Annotated in this window: 23 protein-coding genes; 21 read left to right on the forward strand and 2 right to left on the reverse strand. The window is 71.9% G+C overall.

Translation table 11 applies throughout. From position 1 onward, the window contains the following. Positions 1–138 precede the first annotated feature (138 nt). From aroC to nusB, 7 genes are all read left to right on the forward strand, one after another. On the forward strand, positions 139–1,323 hold the full coding sequence (gene aroC / locus GHR20_RS29410; protein WP_153814866.1) for a chorismate synthase: 1,185 nt from the start codon (positions 139–141) through the stop codon (positions 1,321–1,323). Continuing rightward, positions 1,320–1,835: a shikimate kinase gene (locus GHR20_RS29415; RefSeq protein WP_111586993.1), complete on the forward strand. Its 516-nt coding sequence runs from the start codon at positions 1,320–1,322 to the stop codon at positions 1,833–1,835. The genes aroC and GHR20_RS29415 overlap by 4 nt, the downstream gene beginning before the upstream one ends. Then, positions 1,832–2,923: a 3-dehydroquinate synthase gene (aroB, locus tag GHR20_RS29420; RefSeq protein ID WP_111586994.1), complete on the forward strand. Its 1,092-nt coding sequence runs from the start codon at positions 1,832–1,834 to the stop codon at positions 2,921–2,923. The genes GHR20_RS29415 and aroB overlap by 4 nt, the downstream gene beginning before the upstream one ends. A gap of 170 nt (positions 2,924–3,093) precedes the next feature. Further along, complete coding sequence (locus tag GHR20_RS29425; RefSeq protein ID WP_153814867.1) at positions 3,094–4,167, forward strand: AAA family ATPase; 1,074 nt, start codon at positions 3,094–3,096, stop codon at positions 4,165–4,167. Positions 4,168–4,264: 97 nt separating this feature from the next. Continuing rightward, positions 4,265–5,371, forward strand: coding sequence for an aminopeptidase P family protein (locus GHR20_RS29430; protein ID WP_148027665.1), 1,107 nt, complete (start codon positions 4,265–4,267; stop codon positions 5,369–5,371). A 44-nt stretch (positions 5,372–5,415) separates the two neighbouring features. After that, a complete protein-coding gene (efp, locus tag GHR20_RS29435; RefSeq protein WP_111586997.1) occupies positions 5,416–5,982 on the forward strand; it encodes an elongation factor P in 567 nt (188 codons plus the stop codon). A 2-nt stretch (positions 5,983–5,984) separates the two neighbouring features. After that, complete coding sequence (nusB, locus tag GHR20_RS29440) at positions 5,985–6,413, forward strand: transcription antitermination factor NusB (protein ID WP_111586998.1); 429 nt, start codon at positions 5,985–5,987, stop codon at positions 6,411–6,413. 239 nt (positions 6,414–6,652) lie between these two features. On the opposite strand, the gene bldD is transcribed toward nusB, so the two are convergent. Beyond that, entirely contained in the window at positions 6,653–7,156 is a 504-nt protein-coding gene (gene bldD / locus GHR20_RS29445; RefSeq protein ID WP_020938842.1) for a transcriptional regulator BldD, read from the reverse strand. Positions 7,157–7,410: 254 nt separating this feature from the next. Between bldD and pyrR the strand changes: the two genes are divergently transcribed. The 13 genes from pyrR (at position 7,411) to metK (ending at position 21,767) form a co-directional block, all read left to right on the forward strand. Next, the gene (pyrR, locus tag GHR20_RS29450; protein ID WP_145484025.1) at positions 7,411–7,983 is read left to right on the forward strand and encodes a bifunctional pyr operon transcriptional regulator/uracil phosphoribosyltransferase PyrR; all 573 of its coding nucleotides are present in this window, start codon (positions 7,411–7,413) and stop codon (positions 7,981–7,983) included. A gap of 89 nt (positions 7,984–8,072) precedes the next feature. Further along, positions 8,073–9,050, forward strand: a complete 978-nt coding sequence (locus GHR20_RS29455; RefSeq protein ID WP_111587000.1) for an aspartate carbamoyltransferase catalytic subunit — start codon at positions 8,073–8,075, stop codon at positions 9,048–9,050. Positions 9,051–9,054: 4 nt separating this feature from the next. After that, positions 9,055–10,341, forward strand: coding sequence for a dihydroorotase (locus tag GHR20_RS29460; protein ID WP_153814868.1), 1,287 nt, complete (start codon positions 9,055–9,057; stop codon positions 10,339–10,341). Beyond that, a complete protein-coding gene (locus GHR20_RS29465; RefSeq protein ID WP_111587002.1) occupies positions 10,338–10,898 on the forward strand; it encodes a hypothetical protein in 561 nt (186 codons plus the stop codon). Before GHR20_RS29460 ends, GHR20_RS29465 begins: the two co-directional genes overlap by 4 nt. Further along, complete coding sequence (gene carA / locus GHR20_RS29470) at positions 10,895–12,037, forward strand: glutamine-hydrolyzing carbamoyl-phosphate synthase small subunit (protein ID WP_111587003.1); 1,143 nt, start codon at positions 10,895–10,897, stop codon at positions 12,035–12,037. Before GHR20_RS29465 ends, carA begins: the two co-directional genes overlap by 4 nt. Next, positions 12,030–15,338, forward strand: coding sequence for a carbamoyl-phosphate synthase large subunit (carB, locus tag GHR20_RS29475; protein ID WP_153814869.1), 3,309 nt, complete (start codon positions 12,030–12,032; stop codon positions 15,336–15,338). The genes carA and carB overlap by 8 nt, the downstream gene beginning before the upstream one ends. Before the next feature lie 87 nt (positions 15,339–15,425). Next, complete coding sequence (locus GHR20_RS29480) at positions 15,426–16,532, forward strand: quinone-dependent dihydroorotate dehydrogenase (protein ID WP_153814870.1); 1,107 nt, start codon at positions 15,426–15,428, stop codon at positions 16,530–16,532. Then, complete coding sequence (pyrF, locus tag GHR20_RS29485) at positions 16,529–17,374, forward strand: orotidine-5'-phosphate decarboxylase (protein ID WP_194859021.1); 846 nt, start codon at positions 16,529–16,531, stop codon at positions 17,372–17,374. Before GHR20_RS29480 ends, pyrF begins: the two co-directional genes overlap by 4 nt. Positions 17,375–17,642: 268 nt before the next feature. Beyond that, positions 17,643–17,966, forward strand: a complete 324-nt coding sequence (locus GHR20_RS29490; RefSeq protein WP_037651003.1) for an integration host factor — start codon at positions 17,643–17,645, stop codon at positions 17,964–17,966. 61 nt (positions 17,967–18,027) lie between these two features. Next, a complete protein-coding gene (gene gmk, locus GHR20_RS29495; protein WP_111587006.1) occupies positions 18,028–18,621 on the forward strand; it encodes a guanylate kinase in 594 nt (197 codons plus the stop codon). Between the two features lie 53 nt (positions 18,622–18,674). After that, positions 18,675–18,947: a DNA-directed RNA polymerase subunit omega gene (rpoZ, locus tag GHR20_RS29500; RefSeq protein ID WP_005319902.1), complete on the forward strand. Its 273-nt coding sequence runs from the start codon at positions 18,675–18,677 to the stop codon at positions 18,945–18,947. 142 nt (positions 18,948–19,089) lie between these two features. Further along, positions 19,090–20,295 (forward strand): bifunctional phosphopantothenoylcysteine decarboxylase/phosphopantothenate--cysteine ligase CoaBC, encoded by a 1,206-nt coding sequence (gene coaBC, locus GHR20_RS29505; protein ID WP_243878153.1) that lies wholly within the window; start codon positions 19,090–19,092, stop codon positions 20,293–20,295. A gap of 248 nt (positions 20,296–20,543) precedes the next feature. Continuing rightward, positions 20,544–21,767: a methionine adenosyltransferase gene (metK, locus tag GHR20_RS29510; protein ID WP_111587008.1), complete on the forward strand. Its 1,224-nt coding sequence runs from the start codon at positions 20,544–20,546 to the stop codon at positions 21,765–21,767. Between the two features lie 67 nt (positions 21,768–21,834). On the opposite strand, the gene GHR20_RS29515 is transcribed toward metK, so the two are convergent. Then, a complete protein-coding gene (locus tag GHR20_RS29515) occupies positions 21,835–22,521 on the reverse strand; it encodes a S1 RNA-binding domain-containing protein (protein ID WP_153814872.1) in 687 nt (228 codons plus the stop codon). Positions 22,522–22,810: 289 nt separating this feature from the next. On the opposite strand from GHR20_RS29515, the gene GHR20_RS29520 reads away from it, so the two are divergent. Beyond that, the gene (locus GHR20_RS29520; RefSeq protein ID WP_153814873.1) at positions 22,811–24,976 is read left to right on the forward strand and encodes a primosomal protein N'; all 2,166 of its coding nucleotides are present in this window, start codon (positions 22,811–22,813) and stop codon (positions 24,974–24,976) included. Positions 24,977–25,013: the final 37 nt, after the last annotated feature.

The following is a 25,013-nucleotide window of genomic DNA, read 5'->3' on the forward strand; positions in this document are numbered from 1 at the left end:
ACCGGACACCGGACACCCGTCGCGGACGTGGGAGGATCGGACATGGCGGACCGGGGTCGCGCATCCGGTCACGCCGTCGGTGCCCGCGGCAGAACGCGTGGGCCGGGCAGTACCGGGCGCGAACACTGAGGAGCACCGTTGAGCAGGCTGCGTTGGCTGACCGCGGGGGAGTCCCACGGTCCCGCACTTGTGGCGACGCTGGAGGGCCTTCCCGCCGGCGTACCGATCACCACGGAGATGGTGGCGGACCACCTCGCGCGGCGGCGGCTCGGCTATGGCCGCGGTGCGCGGATGAAGTTCGAGCGGGACGAGGTCACCTTTCTGGGTGGTGTCCGGCACGGACTGACCCTCGGCTCCCCGGTCGCGATCATGGTGGGCAACACCGAGTGGCCGAAGTGGGAGCAGGTCATGTCTGCCGACCCGGTCGACGCCGAGATCCTCGACGGGCTCGCCCGCAACGCGCCGCTGACTCGGCCGCGCCCCGGTCACGCCGACCTCGCGGGCATGCAGAAGTACGACTTCGAGGAGGCCCGCCCGATCCTGGAGCGCGCCTCCGCCCGGGAGACGGCCGCCCGGGTGGCGCTGGGCGCGGTGGCCCGGTCGTACCTGAAGGAGACGGCCGGGATCGAGATCGTCTCCCATGTGGTCGAACTGTGCTCGGTGAAGGCCCCGGCCGGGGTGTACCCGACGCCGGCCGACGTGGAGAAGCTGGACGCGGACCCGCTGCGCTGCCTGGACGCGGACGCGTCGCGGGCGATGGTCGAGGAGGTCGACCAGGCCCACAAGGACGGCGACACCCTCGGCGGTGTGGTCGAGGTGCTGGCGTACGACGTGCCGGTCGGTCTGGGCTCGCATGTGCACTGGGACCGCAAGCTGGACGCCCGGCTCGCCGGTGCCCTGATGGGCATCCAGGCGATCAAGGGCGTGGAGATCGGCGACGGCTTCGAGCTGGCCCGGGTGCCGGGCTCGCAGGCGCACGACGAGATCGTGAGCACCCCGGAGGGCATCCGCCGGGTCTCCGGGCGCGCGGGCGGCACCGAGGGCGGTCTGTCCACGGGTGAGCTGCTGCGGGTGCGGGCCGCGATGAAGCCGATCGCGACCGTGCCGCGCGCGCTGCGGACCGTGGACGTGACCACCGGCGAGGCCGCGCAGGCCCACCACCAGCGCTCCGACGTCTCCGCGGTCCCGGCCGCGGGCATCGTGGCCGAGGCCATGGTCGCGCTGGTGCTGGCGGACGCGGTCGCGGAGAAGTTCGGCGGCGACTCGGTGAGCGAGACCCGCCGCAACGTCCGCTCGTACCTCGACCACCTGCGAATCCGATGAGCGGGCCGCGTCTCGTCCTCGTCGGCCCGATGGGCGTCGGCAAGTCCACCGTCGGCCGGCTGCTGGCCGAGCGTCTGGACGCCGGCTACCGGGACACCGACGACGACATCGTGGCCGCCGAGGGCCGGGAGATCTCCGAGATCTTCGTGGACGAGGGCGAGGAGCACTTCCGGGCGCTGGAGAAGGCGGCCGTGGCCGCCGCGCTCGCCGAGCACGAGGGCGTCCTCGCGCTCGGCGGCGGCGCGGTCCTCGACGCGGACACCCGGGCGCTGCTCGCCCGGCACCGGGTGGTCTACCTCTCCATGGACGTGGAGGAGGCGGTCCGGCGCACCGGTCTGAACGTGGCCCGCCCGCTGCTCGCGGTCAACCCGCGCAAGCAGTGGCGCGAGCTGATGGAGGCGCGGCGCCATTTGTACGAGGAGGTCGCCACCGCCGTCGTACCGACCGATGGGCGCACCCCCGAAGAGGTCACCCGAGCAGCGCTGGACGCACTGGAGTTGAAGAAGGCATGAGCGAGGCAGTCACCCGGATCCAGGTCGCGGGCACCGCGGGCACCGACCCGTACGAGGTGCTGGTCGGCCGCCAGCTCCTGGGCGAACTGGCCGGGTTGATCGGTCCCAAGGCCAAGCGGGTGGCGGTGATCCACCCGGAGGCGCTGGCCGAGACCGGGGACGCGCTCCGCGCCGACCTGGCCGAGCAGGGCTACGAGGCGGTCGCCATCCAGGTGCCCAACGCCGAGGAGGCCAAGACCGCCGAGGTCGCCGCCTACTGCTGGAAGGCGCTCGGCCAGTCCCACTTCACCCGCACCGACGTCATCGTCGGCGTGGGCGGCGGCGCGACCACCGACCTCGCCGGGTTCGTGGCCGCGACCTGGCTGCGCGGGGTGCGCTGGATCGCCGTACCGACCACCGTGCTCGCCATGGTGGACGCGGCCGTCGGCGGCAAGACCGGCATCAACACCGCCGAGGGCAAGAACCTGGTCGGTGCCTTCCACCCGCCGGCCGGTGTGCTGTGCGACCTGGCCGCGCTGGACTCCCTGCCGGTCAACGACTACGTCTCCGGGCTCGCCGAGATCATCAAGGCCGGCTTCATCGCCGACCCGGTGATCCTCGACCTGATCGAGGCCGACACCGAGGCCGCGCGCAGCCCCGGGGGCCCGCACACGGCCGAGCTGATCGAGCGCTCGATCCGGGTGAAGGCCGAGGTCGTCTCCTCGGACCTGAAGGAGTCCGGCCGCCGGGAGATCCTCAACTACGGCCACACGCTCGGCCACGCCATCGAGAAGAACGAGCGCTACCAGTGGCGGCACGGCGCCGCCGTCGCGGTCGGCATGCACTTCGCCGCCGAACTCGGCCGTCTCGCGGGCCGGCTGGACGACGCGACCGCCGACCGGCACCGGGCGATCCTGGAGGCCGTCGGCCTCCCGCTGCACTACCGCTACGACCAGTGGCCCAAGCTGGTCGAGAACATGAAGGTCGACAAGAAGTCCCGGGGCGACCTGCTGCGCTTCATCGTCCTGGACGGACTGGCCAAGCCGACCGTCCTGGAGGGCCCCGACCCGGCCGTCCTGCTGGCCGCCTACGGGGAAGTCGGCGAGTAGCTCCGCGTTCTCGCAGGTTGCGCCATCTTCCTCGGCGCATCGGGCACTTCGGATCGTCCCCGGCCGTTTCACCGAACGACGGCCGGGGACGGTACCGTTCGCAGAGGTGCGGGGCCCACGCCCCCGCCGCCTGCACCCCCAACTGCCTGTACGAGACGGAGTGGCAACGGATGCAGCACGCAGTGGGAGCTCCGCTGCCGCCGCCCCATCAGCCGGGGCACCGGCCGCACACCGGCTGGCCGTCGGCCGCCCCGCCCCCGGGCGAACCGCCCGCGCAGGGCCCCGCCGCCCCGCCCCCGGCCTTCCCGCCGCCGTCGCCGCAGGTCCCTCCGGGGCAGCAGCGGCCACCGGTGCCGCCCGCACCGGCGCCGTCGGGGCACCCGCAGGCGCAGCCCCCGGCCCCCAGCCAGCCCCCGGCTCCCGCCCATCCGGGCGTCCCGGGGCACCCACGGCCCCCGGCCCCCGCCGGTCCCATGCCGCCGCAGGCGCCCGCCCGGCCGCAGGGGCCTGCCCGGCCGCAGGGGCCTGCCCGGCCGCAGGGGCCTGCCCGGCCGCAGGGGCCTGCCCGGCCGCAGGGATCCGAGCAACAGGCCCCCGACAGCACCGGGCACGTGCACCTGCCCCCGGGTGCGCCCTTCGGTGTGCCGACCCCCGCGCCGACCGCCACCGCGGTGCCCGATCCGACGACGACCACGCTGGCCGTCCTGCTGATCGGACCCGCGGGCGCGGGCAAGACCAGCGTGGCGAAGTACTGGGCGGACCACCGGCGCGTGCCCACGGCCCACATCAGCCTGGACGACGTGCGCGAGTGGGTCCGCTCCGGCTTCGCCGACCCCCAGTCCGGGTGGAACGACCACTCCGAGGCCCAGTACCGCCTGGCCCGCCGCACCTGCGGCTTCTCCGCGCGCAACTTCCTGGCGAACGGGATCTCCTGCATCCTGGACGACGCCGTCTTCCCGGACCGCCCGGTCGTCGGACTCGGCGGCTGGAAGCGCCATGTCGGCCCCGGTCTGCTCCCGGTCGTCCTGCTGCCCGGCCTGGACATCGTCCTGGAGCGCAACGCCGAACGCTCCGGCAACCGCCGCCTCACCGACGAGGAGGTCGCCCGCATCCACGGCCGCATGGCCGGCTGGTACGGCTCGGGCCTCCCGATCATCGACAACTCCCAACTGGACGTCCCGGGCACGGCACGGGTCCTGGACGAGGTCCTGGCGAGAGCGATAGCCAGCCCGCCGAACTGGTAGACCGAACCGGTGGAGCAGCGGGGCGCGATCACCCCCGCAAACCCCACTCGGCCCTCCTGAATCGGCACAAACCGCATAAAACTTCTACGCTCATCTCATGTCAGAGGTGTACGCGAACCGCCGATCCCGCCTGCGGGACCACTTCAACGCGGCCGGCACCGCGGCAGCGCTCGTCACCCGCCCCGCCAACGTGCGCTACCTCGCGGCCGCCGCCCCGCACGGCGCCGTGCTGCTCCTCGGCAGCCGCGAGGATCTCCTGGTGTGCGCGGTCCCGCCCGACGACCGCCCCTTCGAGGGGCGCCCGGACGAATCCCTGCGGGTGCGGGTCCTGCCCGCGCGGGGCGGTGACACCGCGGTGACCGCCGCCGACCTCGCCCGGGGCCAGGGCGCGGACTCCCTCGCCGTGGAGGAGCACCATCTGACGGTCGCCCGGCACCGGGCCATCGCCGCGATCGCCCCGGCCCTGCGCCTCGCCGACGTCGGCTGCGCCGTGGAGCAGCTCAGGGTCGTCAAGGACGAGGAGGAGATCTCCTGCCTGCGCATCGGCGCCGAGATCGCCGACCAGGCCCTCGGCGAGCTGCTGGAGTCCATCCTGGTCGGCCGCACCGAACGGCACCTCGCCCTGGAGCTGGAGCGCCGTCTGGTCGACCACGGCGCCGACGGCCCCGCCTTCCCCACCTCCGTCGCCACCGGCCCGAACTCCGGCCGCCGCGGCCACCGGCCCACCGACCGCCGGGTGGAGGAGGGAGATTTCCTCTCCGTGTGCCTCGGCGCGACCTACCGCGGCTACCGCTGCGAGATCGGCCGTACGTTCGTCATCGGCACCTCGCCGGCGGACTGGCAGATCCAGCTGTACGACCTGGTCTTCGCCGCCCAGCGCGCCGGACGCGAGGCCCTCATGCCCGGCGCCGCCTACCGTGATGTGGACCGCGCGGCACGCCATGTGCTGGACTCCGCGGGCTATGCGGAAGCCCTTCCGCCGCTCACCGGGCACGGTGTCGGACTCGAAATCGACGAGGACCCGCAGCTGGCCCCCTCGGCCATGGGTAAACTGGACGCTTGCGTGCCGGTCACCGTCGAACCGGGGGTCCACCTCCCGGGCCGGGGCGGTGTCCGGATCGATGACACGCTCGTCGTACGCCCCGAGGCGGACGGCGGACCCGAGCTACTCACCATCACGACCAAGGAGCTGCTCGCGCTGTAGCGCGTGACCCGGGGTCGTACGTCAGTCCAGGAGATTCCGCAACCGTGGCTTCCACGAACGACCTCAAGAACGGCCTGGTGCTCAAGCTCGAAGGCGGCCAGCTCTGGTCCGTCGTCGAGTTCCAGCACGTCAAGCCCGGCAAGGGCCCGGCCTTCGTGCGCACCAAGCTCAAGAACGTGCTCTCCGGCAAGGTCGTCGACAAGACCTTCAACGCCGGTGTCAAGGTCGAGACCGCCACTGTCGACAAGCGCGACATGCAGTTCTCGTACATGGACGGCGACTACTTCGTCTTCATGGACATGCAGACCTACGACCAGCTGATGGTCGACCGCAAGGCCGTCGGCGACGCCGCCAACTTCCTGATCGAGGGCTTCACCGCCACCGTGGCCCAGCACGAGGGCGAGGTGCTCTTCGTGGAGTTGCCCGCCGCCGTCGAGCTGGTCATCCAGGAGACCGAGCCGGGCGTCCAGGGCGACCGCTCCACCGGTGGCACCAAGCCCGCCACCCTGGAGACCGGTCACCAGATCCAGGTCCCGCTCTTCATCACCACCGGTGAGAAGATCAAGGTCGACACCCGTACGAGCGACTACCTCGGCCGGGTGAACAGCTAACCGTGGCTGCCCGCAACACGGCCCGCAAGCGCGCCTTCCAGATCCTCTTCGAGGGCGACCAGCGCGGCGCCGACGTCCTGACGGTCCTCGCCGACTGGGTCCGCCTGTCCCGGTCCGACACCCGGCAGCCGCCGGTCAGCGAGTACACGATGCAGCTGGTCGAGGGGTACGCCGAGCACGCCCGGCGCATCGACGAGCTGATCGCCCAGTACGCGGTCGGGTGGACGCTCGACCGGATGCCGGTCGTGGACCGCAACATCCTGCGGCTGGGCGCGTACGAGCTGATCTGGGTGGACGAGACCCCGGACGCCGTCGTGCTGGACGAGATGGTGCAGCTGGCGAAGGAGTTCTCGACCGATGAGTCGCCCTCGTTCGTCAACGGTCTGCTGGGGCGCTTCAAGGAGCTGAAGCCCTCGCTCCGCCGGGACTAGCCGGGAGGAAGACCGCCTGGAGGGGCGCCGGGTGACCGCCGTGCGGCGAAGCCGCGCATCGGCGGAGCCCCGCGCCCCTCAGGCGTGTCCGCGGCGGCAACCGGCCTCGAGAGCCGATCTGAGCAGTCGTATGAAAACGCCGCCGGGGTGGCCGGAACCGTCTGGTTCCGGCCACCCCGGCGACACGTTTCTGCTTGTTCGTCCGCTCCGACCTACGGGATCACGTCACATCTACGGGATCACGCGTCTTCGTGCGTGGCCACCGCGCGGCGGGCGTCCGCGTCCAGGACGCCCCAGCTGATCAGCTGCTCGGTGAGGACCGAGGGGGACTGGTCGTAGATGACGGCGAGTGTGCGCAGGTCGTCCTGGCGGATCGAGAGCACCTTGCCGTTGTAGTCGCCGCGCTGGGACTGGATCGTCGCCGCGTAGCGCTGCAGGGGGCCCGCCTTCTCGGCCGGCACCGTGGCCAGCCGCTCCAGGTCGAGGACCAGCTTCGGCGGCGGCTCGGCGGCACCGCCGGGCGTGGTGCCCGGCAGGAGCTCCTGCACCGGGACGCCATAGAAATCGGCCAGCTCGGCAAGGCGCTGCACGGTCACGGCACGGTCGCCGCGCTCGTACGAACCCACCACGACGGCCTTCCAGCGTCCCTGGGACTTCTCCTCGACACCGTGGAGGGAAAGGCCCTGCTGGGTGCGGATGGCCCGGAGCTTGGCCCCGAGCTGTTTGGCGTATTCGCTGGACATATAGCTCCCCGGACACTGTGTCGACGCGGTCGGCTGTCTTCCCGCCGCGCGTTTTGGTAACTCACTGTGAGGTTACGCAGCGTGATTCTTCTGCGTCAAGCCGAATGGGCCACCCCGACGCTTCCGTGGTAGTGCCGACGCGTTGGGCCAAGGGGGTGAATCGAAGCGGTCCCCGCGACCTGCTACCGTAGATGGCGCAATTCCGACGTCCTTTAAGGTCCGTCCCGTGAGGCGGAGAAGGAGGTCCGTTTTCTATGGACACGCACGCCCATCTGTCGGCAACCGATGCCCGGCCCGTTCTCGAGGGTCCCGACATCGCACGGGTTCTGACCCGTATCGCCCACGAGATCGTCGAGCGCGCCAAGGGCGCCGACGACGTGGTGCTTCTCGGCATTCCCACCCGGGGCGTCTTCCTCGCCCAGCGGCTGGCCGCCAAACTCGAGCAGATCACCGACCGCGCCATCCCGGTCGGCTCCCTCGACATCACCATGTACCGCGACGACCTGCGCATGCACCCGCCGCGTGCGCTGGCCCGCACCGAGATCCCCGGTGACGGCCTCGACGGCAAGCTCGTCGTCCTCGTGGACGACGTGCTCTTCTCCGGCCGCACCATCCGCGCCGCCCTCGACGCCCTGAACGACCTCGGGCGCCCGCGCGCGGTCCAGCTCGCGGTCCTGGTCGACCGCGGCCACCGGGAACTGCCGATCCGCGCCGACTACGTCGGCAAGAACCTCCCCACGTCGCTGCGGGAGACGGTCAAGGTCCAGCTCGCCGAGGAGGACGGTCGCGACACCGTGCTGCTCGGTGTGAAGCCGGCCGACCAGTAGCGAGCCAGGCGCACCAGGGTCGCTTCGGCGTACCCGCCCGCGCCCGGGTTCGCCCCAATCCTCCCGAACTGCCTTACGGAGCCTGACAGATGCAGCGTCATCTCATCTCGGCCGCCGACCTCTCCCGCGACGACGCCGTCCTGATCCTCGACACCGCCGAGGAGATGGCCCGGGTCGCCGACCGGCCGATCAAGAAACTGCCGACCCTGCGCGGCCGTACCGTCGTGAACCTCTTCTTCGAGGACTCCACGCGCACCCGGATCTCCTTCGAGGCCGCCGAGAAGCGCCTGTCCGCGGACGTCATCAACTTCTCCGCCAAGGGCTCCAGCGTGTCCAAGGGCGAGTCCCTGAAGGACACCGCCCAGACCCTGGAGGCGATGGGCGTCGACGCCGTCGTCATCCGGCACGGCGCCTCCGGCGCGCCCTACCGCCTCGCCACCTCCGGCTGGATCGACGCCGCCGTGATCAACGCGGGCGACGGCACCCACCAGCACCCCACCCAGGCCCTCCTGGACGCCTTCACCATGCGCCGCCGCCTGGTCGGCCGCGACGCCGGCCTCGGCCAGGACCTGGCCGGCAAGCGCGTCACCCTCGTCGGCGACGTCCTGCACAGCCGGGTCGCCCGCTCCAACGTGGACCTGCTGCACACCCTCGGCGCCGAGGTCACCCTGGTCGCCCCGCCCACCCTGATCCCGGTCGGCGTCGGGTCCTGGCCCTGCGAGGTGTCGTACGACCTCGACAGCACGCTGCCCAAGTGCGACGCGGTGATGATGCTGCGCGTGCAGCGGGAGCGGATGAACGCGGCCTTCTTCCCGACCGAGCGCGAGTACTCCCGGCGCTACGGCCTCGACGGCGACCGCATGGCCAAGCTGCCCGAGCACGCCATCGTGATGCACCCCGGTCCGATGGTGCGCGGCATGGAGATCACCGCCGAGGTCGCCGACTCCGACCGCTGCACCGTCGTGGAGCAGGTCGCCAACGGCGTGTCCATCCGGATGGCCGTCCTGTACCTGCTGCTCGGCGGCAACGAGCCCGCCGCCGCCCCCCTTCGCGCTGAGGAGAAGTAAGAACATGAGCAAGATCCTGATCCGCGGTGCGAAGGTGCTCGGCGGCGAGCAGCGGGACGTGCTGATCGACGGCGAGACCATCGCCGAGGTGGGGACCGCGCTCCGCGCCGAGGGCGCCGAGGTGATCGAGGCCGAGGGCAAGGTGCTGCTGCCGGGCCTGGTGGACCTCCACACCCATCTGCGCGAGCCCGGCCGCGAGGACTCCGAGACCGTCCTCACCGGCACCCGCGCGGCCGCGAGCGGTGGTTACACCGCCGTGTTCGCCATGGCCAACACCTTCCCCGTCGCCGACACCGCCGGCGTCGTCGAGCAGGTCTGGCGGCTCGGCCGGGAGCACGGCTACTGCGACGTCCAGCCCATCGGCGCCGTCACTGTCGGCCTGGAGGGCAGGAAGCTCGCCGAACTCGGCGCCATGCACGAGTCCGCCGCCGGGGTCACCGTCTTCTCCGACGACGGCAAGTGCGTGGACGACGCGGTGATCATGCGCCGGGCCCTGGAGTACGTGAAGGCGTTCGGCGGCGTCGTCGCCCAGCACGCCCAGGAGCCCCGGCTGACCGAGGGCGCCCAGATGAACGAGGGCGTCGTCTCCGCCGAACTCGGCCTCGGCGGCTGGCCCGCCGTCGCCGAGGAGTCGATCATCGCCCGCGACGTCCTGCTCGCCGAGCACGTCGGCTCCCGCGTCCACATCTGCCACCTGTCGACCGCCGGCTCCGTCGAGATCGTCCGCTGGGCCAAGTCCCGCGGCATCCAGGTCACCGCCGAGGTCACCCCGCACCACCTGCTGCTCACCGACGAGCTGGTGCGCACCTACAACCCCGTCTACAAGGTCAACCCGCCGCTGCGCACCGAGCGCGACGTCCTGGCGCTGCGCGAGGCCCTCGCCGACGGCACGATCGACATCGTCGCCACCGACCACGCCCCGCACCCGCACGAGGACAAGGACTGCGAGTGGGCCGCCGCCGCCATGGGCATGGTGGGCCTGGAGACCGCGCTGTCGGTGGTGCAGGAGACCATGGTCGACACGGGTCTGCTGGACTGGGCCGGCGTCGCCGACCGGATGTCCGCCAGGCCCGCGCAGATCGGACAGGCCACCGGACACGGCCGTCCCGTCTCGGCCGGTGAGCCTGCCAACCTCACCCTGGTCGACACGGCATACCGTGGCCAGGTGGACCCCGCGGGCTTCGCCTCGCGCAGCCGCAACACCCCCTACCAGGGGCGCGAGCTGCCGGGCCGTGTGACGCACACGTGGCTGCGGGGCAAGGCCACGCTCGTCGACGGGAAGCTCACGTGACACCTGTAATCCTCCTGGCCGAGGCAGAGAAGTCGGCCCCGGTCACCGACTGGCCGGCGCGCCTCGGCTGGCTCGTCGGACTGCTGCTCTTCATCACGCTCGTCTACTGGCTGATGCGCGAGGGCTGGAAGTGGCGCGCCACGCTCCAGAGCGACATCCCGGAGCTGCCCAGCGCGCCCGAGGACACCGGCCCGGTGCGACTGGCCATGAGCGGCCGCTACCACGGCTCCACCACCGCCGGGCAGTGGCTGGACCGCATCGTGGCCCACGGCCTGGGCACCCGGAGCCTGGCCGAGCTCACCCTCACCGACGCCGGCCTCACGGTCGAACGCCCCGGTGCGAACGACTTCTTCATCCCCGCCGCCGCCCTGCGCGAGGCCCGGCTCGACAAGGGCATCGCCGGCAAGGTCCTCACCGAGGGCGGACTGCTGGTGGTGACCTGGGCGCACGGCGACAAGCTGATCGACTCCGGCTTCCGCTCCGACCACGCGGCCGAGCACCCCGCATGGGTCGACACGCTCAACCACATGATCAACGACACGGAAGGCGCACGATGACGACCTCCACCAGGGGAGCCGCGAAGACTCCCGCCGTACTCGTCCTGGAGGACGGCCGCACCTTCCGCGGCCGTGCCTACGGGGCCGTGGGGGAGACCTTCGGCGAGGCCGTGTTCTCCACCGGTATGACCGGCTACCAGGAGACCCTGACCGACCCGTCGTACGACCGCCAGATCGTCGTCGCCACCGCCCCCCAGATCGGCAACACGGGCTGGAACGACGAGGACGACGAGTCGGGCCGCATCTGGGTCTCCGGCTACGTGGTCCGCGACCCCGCCCGCGTGCCGTCCAACTGGCGCGCCAAGCGCTCCCTGGACGACGAGCTGGAGCGGCAGGGCGTCGTCGGCATCTCCGGTATCGACACCCGCGCCCTCACCCGCCATCTGCGCGAGCGCGGCTCCATGCGCGCCGGCGTCTTCTCCGGCGAGGCGCTCGCCGCCGAGCCGGAGCTGCTGGCCCGGGTGCAGGCCCAGCCCCACATGAAGGGCGCGAGCCTCTACGAGGAGGTCGCCACCAAGGAGGCGTACGTCGTCCCCGCGGTCGGCGAGAAGAAGTTCACCGTCGCCGCGATCGACCTCGGCATCAAGGGCATGACCCCGCACCGCATGGCCGAGCGCGGCATCGAGGTGCACGTCCTGCCCGCCACCGCCACCGCCGAGGAGATCTACGCCGTCGCCCCCGACGGTGTGTTCTTCTCCAACGGCCCCGGCGACCCCGCCACCGCGGACGGCCCGGTCGCCCTGATGACCGCCGTTCTGGAGCGCCGGACGCCGCTGTTCGGCATCTGCTTCGGCAACCAGATCCTCGGCCGCGCCCTCGGCTTCGGCACCTACAAGCTGAAGTACGGCCACCGGGGCATCAACCAGCCGGTCCAGGACCGTACGACCGGCAAGGTCGAGGTCACCGCGCACAACCACGGCTTCGCCGTCGACGCGCCGCTCGACCAGGTCAGCGACACGAAGTTCGGCCGCGCCGAGGTCTCGCACGTCTGTCTGAACGACGACGTCGTGGAGGGGCTCCAGCTGCTCGACCAGCCCGCCTTCTCCGTCCAGTACCACCCCGAAGCGGCGGCCGGCCCGCACGACGCCGCCTACCTGTTCGACCGCTTCGTTTCCCTGATGGAGGGCCAGCGTGCCTAAGCGCACCGATATCCAGTCCGTCCTGGTCATCGGCTCCGGCCCGATCGTCATCGGCCAGGCCGCCGAGTTCGACTACTCCGGCACCCAGGCATGCCGCGTGCTCAAGGCCGAGGGTCTGCGCGTCATCCTCGTCAACTCCAACCCGGCGACGATCATGACCGACCCGGAGATCGCCGACGCCACGTACGTCGAGCCGATCACCCCCGAGTTCGTCGAGAAGATCATCGCCAAGGAGCGCCCCGACGCCCTGCTGCCCACCCTGGGCGGCCAGACGGCCCTGAACACCGCCATCTCGCTGCACGAGAACGGCGTTCTGGCCAAGTACGGCGTCGAGCTGATCGGCGCCAAGCCCGAGGCCATCCACAAGGGCGAGGACCGCGACCTCTTCAAGGGCGTCGTCGAGGAGGTCCGCCGCAAGATCGGGCACGGCGAGTCCGCCCGCTCGGTGATCTGCCACACCATGGACGACGTCATCCAGGGCGTCGAGACGCTCGGCGGCTACCCGGTCGTCGTGCGCCCCTCCTTCACCATGGGCGGCGCCGGCTCCGGCTTCGCGCACGACGAGGAGGAGCTGCGCCGCATCGCCGGCCAGGGCCTCACCCTCTCGCCGACCACCGAGGTCCTCCTGGAGGAGTCCATCCTCGGCTGGAAGGAGTACGAGCTGGAGCTGATGCGCGACAGGAACGACAACGTCGTGGTCGTCTGCTCCATCGAGAACTTCGACCCCATGGGCGTGCACACCGGTGACTCCATCACCGTCGCACCCGCGATGACGCTCACCGACCGCGAGTACCAGATCCTGCGCGACGTCGCCATCGCCGTGATCCGCGAGGTCGGCGTCGACACCGGCGGCTGCAACATCCAGTTCGCGGTCGACCCGGTGGACGGCCGGGTGATCGTCATCGAGATGAACCCGCGCGTGTCGCGCTCCTCGGCGCTCGCCTCCAAGGCGACCGGCTTCCCGATCGCGAAGATCGCCGCCAAGCTGGCCGTCGGCTACACCCTGGACGAGATCCCGAACGACATCACCCAGGAGACCCCGGCCTCCTTCGAGCCCACGCTCGACTATGTGGTCGTCAAGGCGCCCCGGTTCGCGTTCGAGAAGTTCCCGCAGGCCGACTCCACGCTGACCACCACCATGAAGTCGGTCGGCGAGGCCATGGCCATCGGCCGCAACTTCCCCGAGGCGTTCCAGAAGGCGCTGCGCTCGCTGGAGAAGAAGGGCAGCCAGTTCACCTTCATCGGCGAGCCCGGCGACAAGGAGGCGCTGCTGCGCGAGGCGGTGCGGCCCACCGACGGCCGGATCAACACCGTCATGCAGGCCATCCGCGCCGGCGCCACCCCCGAGGAGGTCTTCGACTACACGAAGATCGACCCCTGGTTCGTGGACCAGCTCTTCCTCATCAAGGAGATCGCGGACGAGCTGGCCGAGGCCGGCGAGCTGACCGGCGAACTCCTCGGCGAGGCCAAGCGGCACGGCTTCTCCGACCAGCAGATCGCCGAGATCCGCGGCCTGCGCGAGGACGTCGTCCGCGAGGTCCGGCACGCGCTCGGCATCCGCCCGGTCTACAAGACGGTCGACACCTGCGCGGCCGAGTTCGCCGCCCGCACGCCGTACTTCTACTCCGCCTACGACGAGGAGTCGGAGGTCGCCCCGCGCGAGAAGCCGGCCGTCATCATCCTCGGCTCCGGCCCCAACCGCATCGGCCAGGGCATCGAGTTCGACTACTCCTGCGTCCACGCCTCCTTCGCGCTGTCCGACGCCGGGTACGAGACCGTGATGGTCAACTGCAACCCGGAGACCGTCTCCACCGACTACGACACCTCCGACCGGCTGTACTTCGAGCCGCTCACCCTGGAGGACGTCCTGGAGATCGTGCACGCCGAGCAGCAGGCGGGCCCGGTCGCCGGTGTGCTCGTCCAGCTCGGCGGCCAGACCCCGCTCGGCCTCTCGCAGGCCCTCAAGGACAACGGCGTGCCGGTCGTGGGCACCTCCCCGGAGGCCATCCACGCCGCCGAGGACCGCGGCGCCTTCGGCCAGGTCCTCGCGGAGGCCGGCCTGCCCGCCCCCAAGCACGGCACCGCCACCACCTTCGCGGGGGCCAAGGCCATCGCCGACGAGATCGGCTACCCGGTCCTGGTCCGGCCCTCGTACGTGCTCGGCGGGCGCGGCATGGAGATCGTCTACGACGAGACCCGCCTGGCCGCCTACATCGCCGAGTCCACCGAGATCAGCCCGTCCCGGCCGGTCCTCGTGGACCGCTTCCTGGACGACGCCATCGAGATCGACGTCGACGCCCTCTACGACGGCGAGGAGCTGTACCTCGGCGGCGTCATGGAGCACATCGAGGAGGCCGGCATCCACTCCGGCGACTCGGCGTGCGCCCTGCCCCCGATCACCCTCGGCGGCTTCGACATCAAGCGGCTGCGCGCCTCCACCGAGGCCATCGCCAAGGGTGTCGGCGTGCGCGGTCTGATCAACATCCAGTTCGCGATGGCCGGCGACATCCTCTACGTCCTGGAGGCCAACCCGCGCGCCTCCCGCACGGTCCCCTTCACCTCCAAGGCGACCGCGGTGCCGCTCGCCAAGGCCGCCGCCCGGATCTCGCTGGGCGCGACCGTCGCCGAACTGCGTGCCGAGGGGCTGCTGCCGAAGCACGGCGACGGCGGCGAGCTGCCGCTGGACGCGCCGATCTCCGTCAAGGAGGCCGTGATGCCCTGGTCGCGCTTCCGCGACATCCAGGGGCGCGGCGTGGACACCGTCCTCGGCCCGGAGATGCGCTCCACGGGCGAGGTCATGGGCATCGACTCCGTCTTCGGCACGGCCTACGCCAAGTCGCAGGCGGGCGCCTACGGGCCGCTGCCCACCAAGGGACGCGCGTTCATCTCGGTCGCCAACCGCGACAAGCGTTCGATGATCTTCCCGGCCCGCGAGCTGGTCGCCCACGGCTTCGAGCTGCTGGCCACCTCCGGCACCGCCGGGGTCCTCAAGCGCAACGGCATCAACGCCACCGTGGTGCGCAAGCAGTCCGAGGGCACCGGCCCGAACGGTGAGAAGACCATCGTCCAGCTCATCCACGACGGCGAGGTCGACCTCATCGTCAACACGCCGTACGGCACCGGCGGCCGCCTCGACGGCTACGACATCCGTACGGCCGCCGTCGCCCGCTCCGTGCCCTGCCTGACGACCGTCCAGGCGCTCGCCGCGGCCGTCCAGGGCATCGACGCCCTCAACCACGGCGACGTGGGCGTCCGTTCGCTCCAGGAACACGCACGGCATCTGACCGCCGCCCGCGACTAGCAGCCCCGAGGGGGACACCGGAAACGGTGTCCCCCTCTTCATGAGAACCCCCCGGTGCTCACGAGGACCCCAGAGGACTTCCCCACGATGTACAAGCTGTTCTTCCGTCTGGTCTTCACACGGATGGACCCCGAGAAGGCCCATCACCTCGCCTTCCGCTGGATCCGGCTCGCCGCGCGCGTCCCCGTGCTGCGCACCTTCGTCGCGGCCGCCCTCGCGCCCCGCCACAAGGAGCTGCGCACCGAGGCGTTCGGGCTGCGGATGCACGGCCCGTTCGGGCTCGCGGCCGGATTCGACAAGAACGCCGTGGCGATCGACGGGATGTCGATGCTGGGCTTCGACCATGTCGAGATCGGCACGGTCACCGGCGAGGCGCAGCCCGGCAACCCCAAAAAGCGGCTGTTCCGCCTCGTCGCGGACCGCGCGCTCGTCAACCGCATGGGCTTCAACAACGACGGCTCGCTGACCGTGGCCGCCCGCCTGGCCACCCGGGAGCCCGTCTTCCGGACGGTCGTCGGCGTCAACATCGGCAAGACCAAGGTCGTCCCGGAGGCGGAGGCGGTCGCCGACTACGTGAAGTCCGCCGAGCGCCTCGCGCCGTACGCCGACTACCTGGTCGTCAACGTCTCCTCGCCGAACACGCCGGGGCTGCGCGACCTCCAGGCCGTCGACCACCTGCGCCCGCTGCTGAGCGCCGTCCGCGAGGCCGCCGACCGCGTCGTCGCGAACCGCCGCGTGCCGCTCCTGGTGAAGATCGCCCCGGACCTCGCCGACGAGGACGTGGACGCCGTCGCCGACCTGGCCGTGGAGCTGGGCCTGGACGGCATCATCGCCACCAACACCACCATCGCCCGCGACGGCCTCGGCCTGAAGGCGCCCGCCGCCCTGGTGGGGGAGACCGGCGGCCTGTCCGGCGCACCCCTCAAGGCACGCTCCCTGGAGGTCCTGCGCCGCCTGTACGCGCGCGTGGGCGACCGGATCACCCTGGTGGGCGTCGGCGGCGTGGAGACCGCCGAGGACGCCTGGCAGCGCATCCTGGCCGGGGCCACGCTGGTCCAGGGCTACAGCGCCTTCATCTACGAGGGCCCCTTCTGGTGCCGCGCCATCCACAAGGGCCTCGCCGCCCGCCTGCGCACCAGCCCGTACGCCACCCTCGCCGACGCGGTCGGCGCCGACGTGAGGAAGCCCGCATGACTTCGCTGGAGCCCTTCGGCGCCCGGCTGCGCCGCGCCATGGACGAGCGCGGCCCGCTGTGCGTCGGCATCGACCCGCACGCCTCCCTGCTCGCCGAGTGGGGCCTGGCCGACGACGTGGCGGGCCTGGAGCGGTTCAGCCGCACCGTCGTCGAGGCCATGGCCGACCGGGTGGCCGTCCTGAAGCCGCAGAGCGCGTTCTTCGAGCGGTTCGGCTCGCGCGGTGTCGCCGTCCTGGAGAAGTCGGTCCAGGAGGCGCGCGAGGCCGGCGCCCTGGTCGTGATGGACGCCAAGCGCGGCGACATCGGCTCGACCATGGCCGCCTACGCCGAGGCGTTCCTGCACCGGGACGCCCCGCTGTTCTCCGACGCCCTGACCGTCTCGCCGTACCTCGGCTACGGCTCGCTGAGCCCCGCCGTGAAGCTGGCCGAGGAGAACGGCGCCGGTCTGTTCGTGCTGGCGCTGACCTCCAACCCGGAGGGCGGCGAGGTGCAGCACGCGGTGCGCGCCGACGGGCGGGGCGTGGGCGCGACCATGCTGGCCCATCTGGCGGCCGAGAACGCGGGAGCGGAGCCGCTGGGCTCCTTCGGCGCGGTCGTCGGCGCCACGCTCGGCGACCTGTCCGCGTACGACCTGGACATCAACGGCCCCCTCCTCGCGCCCGGCATCGGCGCCCAGGGCGCGACCCCGGCCGACCTCCCGGGGGTCTTCGGGAGCGCCGTACGCAATGTCGTACCGAACGTCAGCCGGGGCGTGCTGCGGCACGGACCCGACGTCGGGGCGCTGCGGGCGGCGGCCGAACGCTTCGCGGAGGAGATCAGGACGGCCGTCGCCGGAGGCTGAGACACGCGTTCTGGTGCTCGGTTGAGCGGACCGGCGCCGACTTGAGTGTGAATACATCTTCAAATCAAGGGCATTATGTCTGGAATGTCCGGCCTGACGGAGGCTGACCAGGACTTTTCCGCTGTTCTCGCTGACTCTGGCGGACTTGGCCGCTAGTCTCCGAGCAGGGTGAACGGGCAAGCGTGTTGCTCGTGGCTCCCCAGGTGTGGGGCGACTAGGTTCCTCACCGGTCCGTATCCGACAGTTCGACATCCGAGGTGACGTAGGCGTGGCTCTTCCGCCCCTTACCCCTGAACAGCGCGCAGCCGCGCTCGAAAAGGCCGCCGCGGCTCGCCGGGAGCGGGCCGAGGTCAAGAATCGACTCAAGCACTCCGGCGCCTCCCTGCACGAGGTGATCAAGCAGGGCCAGGAGAACGACGTCATCGGCAAGATGAAGGTCTCCGCACTGCTCGAGTCCATGCCGGGCGTGGGCAAGGTCCGCGCCAAGCAAATCATGGAGCGTCTGGGCATCTCCGAGAGCCGCCGTGTGCGGGGTCTCGGTTCCAACCAGATCGCCTCCCTGGAGCGGGAGTTCGGCAGCACCGGCGCCTGAGTCCGGCCCCGCACCGGACCGGGAGTCCCGGGCACCCCGGGATTGCTGGAATAATCGCTGCATGGCTGCAACATTCCGGGGGACGACCCCCGAGCCCCCGGACGTACGTCCGCGGCTGACCGTGCTCTCCGGCCCCTCCGGGGTCGGCAAGAGCACGGTCGTCGCTCATATGCGCAAGGAACACCCCGAGGTCTGGCTCTCGGTGTCGGCGACGACCCGTAAGCCGCGCCCCGGCGAGCAGCACGGAGTCCACTACTTCTTCGTCACCGACGACGAGATGGACAAGCTGATCGCCAACGGCGAGCTGCTGGAGTGGGCCGAATTCGCCGGCAACCGGTACGGCACGCCCCGCGCCGCCGTCCTGGAACGGCTGGAGAAGGGCGAGCCCGTCCTGCTGGAGATCGACCTCCAGGGTGCCCGTCAGGTCCGTGAGTCCATGTCGGACGCGCGGCTGGTGTTCCTGGCTCCGCCCTCCTGGGAGGAGCTGGTGCGCAGGCTGACCGGCCGGGGCACCGAGTCGCCCGAGGTCATCGAGCGCCGGCTGGAGGCCGCCAGGACCGAGCTGGCCGCCGAGCCGGAGTTCGACGAGACCCTGGTCAACACCTCCGTCGAGGACGTGGCCCGTGAGCTGCTAGCCTTGATGGACGTTGTGTAATCGTGACTCTGATCACGATCATTGATTCTTTTCCATCCATCGGAAGGTAGAGCGTGTCCTCTTCCATCACCGCGCCCGAGGGCATCATCAACCCGCCGATCGACGAGCTCCTCGAGGCAACCGACTCGAAGTACAGCCTCGTGATCTACGCGGCCAAGCGTGCTCGCCAGATCAACGCGTACTACTCGCAGCTCGGCGAGGGCCTCCTCGAGTACGTGGGCCCGCTCGTGGACACCCACGTCCACGAGAAGCCGCTCTCGATCGCCCTGCGCGAGATCAACGCCGGTCTGCTGACCTCCGAGGCCATCGAGGGCCCCGCGCAGTAGTACTCCGAGGGCTCGCCCAGCAGTTCAGGGCGTGCCCGGTAGTACGTTCAGACCGCAGATGGTTTTATCCACAGGCCCGGCAGCCACGCTGCCGGGCCTGTGGTGTGTCATGGGTGTTGCAGGTTTTCCGGATCGAGGAGACATGGTGGACAAGCCGAGGGTGGTACTGGGGGTCAGCGGTGGCATCGCCGCCTACAAAGCCTGTGAGCTGCTGAGAAGGTTCACCGAGTCGGGCCACGACGTACGCGTGGTGCCGACCGCGTCCGCGCTGCGCTTCGTCGGCGCCGCCACCTTCTCCGCCCTGTCCGGCAACCCCGTCGCCACCGACGTCTGGGACTCCGTCCACGAGGTCCCGCACGTCCGCATCGGCCAGCACGCCGACCTCGTCGTGGTCGCCCCCGCCACCGTCGACATGCTCGCCAAGGCCGCCCACGGCCTCGCCGACGACCTGCTCACCAACACCCTCCTGACGGCACGCTGCCCCGTGGTCTTCGCCCCGGCCATGCACACCGAGATGTGGGAGCACCCCGCCACCCAGGAGAACGTGGCCACGCTGCGCCGCCGCGGCGCCGTCGTCGTCGAACCCGCCGTCGGCCGCCTCACCGGCGTCGACACCGGCAAGGGCCGGCTGCCCGACCCGGGCGAGATCTTCGAGGTCTGCCGCCGCGTCCTCGCCCGCGGCGTCCAGGAGCCCGATCTGCGCGGCCGCCATGTGGTGGTCTCCGCGGGCGGCACCCGCGAGCCGCTGGACCCGGTGCGCTTCCTCGGCAACCGCTCCTCCGGCAAGCAGGGCTACGCCCTCGCCCGCACCGCCGCCGCCCGCGGCGCCCGGGTGACGCTGATCGAGGCCAACACCCACCTGCCCGACCCCGCGGGCGTGGACGTCGTCCGGGCCGGCACCGCCGTACAGCTGCGCGAGGCCGTGCTGAAGGCCGCGGCGGACGCCGACGCCGTCGTCATGGCCGCGGCCGTCGCCGACTTCCGCCCCGCCGCCTACGCCACCGGCAAGATCAAGAAGAAGGACGGCAAGGAGCCCGAGCCCATCGTCCTGGTCCGCAACCCAGACATCCTTGCCGAGGTCTCGGCCGAACGGGCCAGGGCCGGACAGGTGATCGTGGGCTTCGCCGCCGAGACCGACGACGTCCTCGCCAACGGCCGCGCCAAACTCGCCCGCAAAGGATGCGACCTGCTCGTCGTCAACGAGGTGGGGGAGCGCAAGACCTTCGGCTCCGAGGAGAACGAAGCCGTCGTACTGGGCGCCGACGGCAGCGAGAACCCCGTGCCGCACGGGCCCAAGGAGGCCCTCGCCGACATCGTCTGGGACCTCGTCGTGGACCGCCTCGGCTGACCTCGGCGCTGCCCGCCGGGCGCATCCGAAGACGGATTCCGGCCATGCTCAAGTCGGGGACCGATACCCTGGCCAAGGTCGTCGGGCATTGTGCACAATGCCCGTGCCGCAGGTCACAGCGCTCCCGAGAGGCGAGACAGTGGCCCATCGGCCGAGCGCGACCGATAAACTGTCGAAGGTCGACCGGGCGCAGCCCCGCGTCGACTGCAAATGATCAGCCAGCAGCCGCTGCAACCACAGGGAGCGTTGTGTCCCGTCGCCTGTTCACCTCGGAGTCCGTGACCGAGGGTCACCCCGACAAGATCGCTGACCAGATCAGCGACACCATTCTCGACGCGCTTCTGCGCGAGGACCCGTCCTCCCGGGTCGCCGTGGAGACGCTCATCACCACCGGCCTGGTGCACGTGGCCGGCGAGGTGACCACCAAGGCGTACGCGGACATCGCGACCCTGGTCCGCGGCAAGATCCTGGAGATCGGCTACGACTCCTCGAAGAAGGGCTTCGACGGCGCCTCCTGCGGCGTGTCGGTGTCCATCGGCGCGCAGTCCCCGGACATCGCCCAGGGTGTCGACACCGCCTACGAGTCCCGCGTCGAGGGCGCCGCCGCAGGTGGAGAGCACGACGAGCTGGACAAGCAGGGCGCGGGCGACCAGGGCCTGATGTTCGGCTACGCGTCCGACGAGACCCCGACCCTGATGCCGCTGCCGGTCTTCCTGGCGCACCGCCTGTCCAAGCGGCTCTCCGACGTCCGCAAGAACGGCACCATCCCCTACCTGCGCCCCGACGGCAAGACCCAGGTCACCATCGAGTACGACGGCGACAAGGCCGTCCGCCTCGACACGGTCGTCGTCTCCTCGCAGCACGCCTCCGACATCGACCTCGAGTCGCTGCTCGCCCCCGACATCCGCGAGTTCGTGGTGGAGCCGGAGCTGAAGGCGCTGCTGGAGGACGGCATCAAGCTGGACACCGAGAACTACCGTCTCCTGGTCAACCCCACGGGCCGGTTCGAGATCGGTGGCCCCATGGGTGACGCGGGCCTGACCGGCCGCAAGATCATCATCGACACCTACGGCGGCATGGCCCGCCACGGCGGCGGCGCCTTCTCCGGCAAGGACCCGTCCAAGGTGGACCGCTCGGCCGCGTACGCGATGCGCTGGGTCGCCAAGAACGTCGTGGCCGCGGGCCTCGCCTCGCGCTGCGAGGTGCAGGTGGCGTACGCGATCGGCAAGGCCGAGCCGGTGGGTCTGTTCGTGGAGACCTTCGGCACGCACAAGGTCGACACCGACCGGATCGAGAAGGCCATCGACGAGGTCTTCGACCTGCGTCCGGCCGCGATCATCCGCGACCTCGACCTGCTCCGCCCGATCTACGCCCAGACCGCCGCGTACGGCCACTTCGGCCGCGAGCTCCCCGACTTCACCTGGGAGCGCACGGACCGCGTGGACGCCCTGCGCAAGGCCGCGGGCGTCTGATCCCGGACCGCACTGCGAGGCCCGGCTTCCCTTCGGGGGCCGGGCCTCGTCGTTCCCGGCCCGGCGCTCAGTCCGCGAGTCCCAGCCGGACCCGGCGCCGGGCCCGGTCGACCTCCAGGATTGTGACCCGAAGCTCCTGCCCCTCCCCGGCGCTCCGTCCGCCCAGCTCGTCGGCGTGCACGAGGCCCTCCACGAACTCGTTCACCCGCACGAACACCCCGAAGGGAATGACCTTGGTCACCGGCCCGGTCAGGACGTCCCCGGCGCCCACGGCCAGATGGTCGAAGGGGCCGTCCCGGAGCGCCTTGAGGGACAGCGCAACTTGGCCCCGGCGAGTGTCCGAGGCGAGCACCTCGACGCGGACCCGCTGCCCCGGCACCATCACCTCCGCCGGATCCTCGAACCGGGACCACGTCAGCTCCGGGACATTGATGAACCCGGTCCCCGCGTAGATGGGATGCGGGGGCTCACCGTCGATCCGCACGAAGACCCCGAAGCGGTGCACGGAGGACACCGTCCCCGCGACGACGTCCCCGCGCCCCAGACCCAGGAGAAACCGGTGGAGCTCCTCGTCCTCGGGGGCCCGCGCGGACAGCAGCGTCCGGCCGTCGAGCCCGCCGCGCATCGTCACCTCCGCGCGGATCCGCCGCCCCACCGTGAGCACGTCCGAGGGGTGCCGGACCTCGCGCCGGGTCAGCTCGTGCCGGGGGACGAGCCCGGAAGGACGTCCCGGCGCGTCGCCGTCCAGCAGCACCAGCACATCGTCCCGTCGAAACCGGCGACGGTGCAGGTCAGCACCTCCCCGGGGGCGACGAGACGCTCTCTCGGGCGCTCCAGCGGGTCAGGCGCCGGTTCGGTCGTGGTCGGTTCGCTCGTGGTCGGGCCGGGCCTGGTCGCTTCGGTCACGGGGGCGAGCGTAGGCAGGGCTCCGGGCGGGCCGGTAGCGCATGGGGCGGCGGGCGTCGTACGGCGCGGCCGGGACGATCCCGGCCCCGGGCCGGCACCCCGGGTCGTTGTCAGTGGGGTTTGGTAAGAATGCAAGCGTGAGCAGCGAGAACGGGGAGCCCCGGGCGGACGGGGAAGGCGGGGCCGAAGGGGCGCCGCCGGAGCAGCTTGCGCTCATCCGGGAGAGCGTCCGCAAGGCCGGCACACCCCGGGCCAAACCGCGGACCTGGCGGGGCGCCGCGCTCGCCGAGCGGCTGCCCGTCGCCCGGGTGCTGGTCGACAAGGGCGTCCTCCACCTCGACCGCTACTTCGACTACGCGATCCCCGCCGAACTGGACGAACAGGCACAGCCCGGCGTACGGGTCCGCGTGCGCTTCGGCGCGGGCCGGCACCGGGTGCGCGAGGGCCGCCGCGAGGGCGGCGGCCTCATCGACGGCTTCCTCATCGAACGCCGGGCGGAGTCCGACTACTCCGGCCCCCTCGCCGCACTCGCCCAGGTCGTGTCCCCCGAACCCGTGCTCAGCGAGGAACTGCTCGGCCTCGCCCGCGCCGTCGCCGACCGGTACGCGGGCAGCCTCGCCGACGTCCTCCAGCTCGCCGTACCGCCCCGCAGCGCCCGCGCCGAACAGCGGACCTCACCCGCACCCCTGCCACCCCCCGACGCCCCCGACCCCGGCTCCTGGACGCGGTACGAACAGGGCGGCGCCTTCCTGCGGACACTGGCCGACGGCGGCGCCCCCCGGGCCGTATGGCACGCCCTGCCGGGACCCCGGTGGAGCGAGGAGATCGCGCGCGCCGTCACCGCCACCCTCGCCTCGGGACGCGGCGCACTCGTCGTCGTACCCGACGGCCGGGCCGCGGCCCGCGTCGACGCCGCCCTGACCACCCTCCTCGGCAAGGGCCACCACGCCCTGCTCACCGCCGACGCCGGTCCCGAGAAGCGGTACGCGCAGTGGCTCGCGGTACGACGCGGAGCCGTGCGCGCGGTCGTCGGCACCCGGGCCGCCATGTTCGCGCCCGTACGCGACCTCGGGCTCGTCGCGATCTGGGACGACGGCGACGACAGCCACAGCGAGCAGCACGCCCCCCAGCCGCACGCCCGCGACGTCCTGCTGCTGCGCGCCACCCTCGACAAGTGCGCCTTCCTGCTCGGCGGCTTCGCCTGCACCGTGGAGGCGGCCCAGCTCGTCGAGAGCGGCTGGGCGCGCCCCCTGATCGCCGGGCGGGAGCAGATACGGCGGTCCGCGCCCCTCGTCCGCACCGTCGGGGACGAGGACCTCGCCCGCGACGAGGCCGCCCGCGCCGCCCGGCTGCCCACCCTCGCCTGGCAGGCGGCCCGCGAGGGGCTGCGGCACGGTCCGGTGCTGGTCCAGGTGCCGCGCCGCGGATACGCGCCGCGCATGGCCTGCGACCGCTGCCGGGCCCCGGCGCGCTGCGCGCACTGCGCCGGGCCGCTCCAGGGCCAGGACGCGGGCGTGCTGCGCTGCGGCTGGTGCGGGCGCGCGGAGGGCAGCTGGCACTGCCCCGAGTGCGGCGGCTTCCGGCTGCGCGCCCAGGTGGTGGGCGCCCGGCGCACCGCCGAGGAACTGGGCCGCGCCTTTCCCGCCGTACCGGTGCGCACCTCGGGGCGCGAACACGTACTGGACACCGTGCCGTCCGCGCCCGCGCTGGTGGTGAGCACCCCGGGCGCCGAACCGGTGGCCGAGGGCGGCTACGCGGCGGCGCTGCTGCTCGACGGCTGGGCCATGCTCGTACGACCCGATCTGCGGGCCGGCGAGGACGCACTGCGCCGGTGGATCGCGGCGGGGGCGCTGGTCCGGCCGCAGGGCGAGGGCGGCACGGTGGTCGTGGTGGCCGAGCCGACGCTGCGGCCCGTGCAGGCGCTGGTGCGCTGGGACCCCGTCGGGCACGCGCTGCGGGAGCTGTCCGAGCGGGCCGAGCTGGGCTTTCCGCCGGTCTCCCGGATGGCGGCCGTGTCGGGGACGCCGGAGGCCCTCGCCGAATTCCTGGCCGCGGCCCAACTGCCGCCGGACGCAGAGGTGCTGGGTCCGGTACCGGTGCCGCCCGCCGCGCCCGGCGGCCCGCGCAGGCCCGGGGCGCCGCCGCCCGGCGAGCACTGGGAGCGGGCCCTCGTACGGGTCCCGCCGGGCAGTGGCTCGGCACTGGCCACCGCCCTGAAGACCGCACAGGCCGCGCGGATGGCGCGGGGGAGTGGGGAGGCGGCGCGGGTGCGGGTGCGGATCGATCCGCCGGACATCGGCTGAGGGGGAGGCGGCCATCGGCTGAGAGGGAGCCGGCATC

Source organism: Streptomyces sp. SUK 48 (assembly GCF_009650765.1).
Taxonomy (GTDB): domain Bacteria; phylum Actinomycetota; class Actinomycetes; order Streptomycetales; family Streptomycetaceae; genus Streptomyces.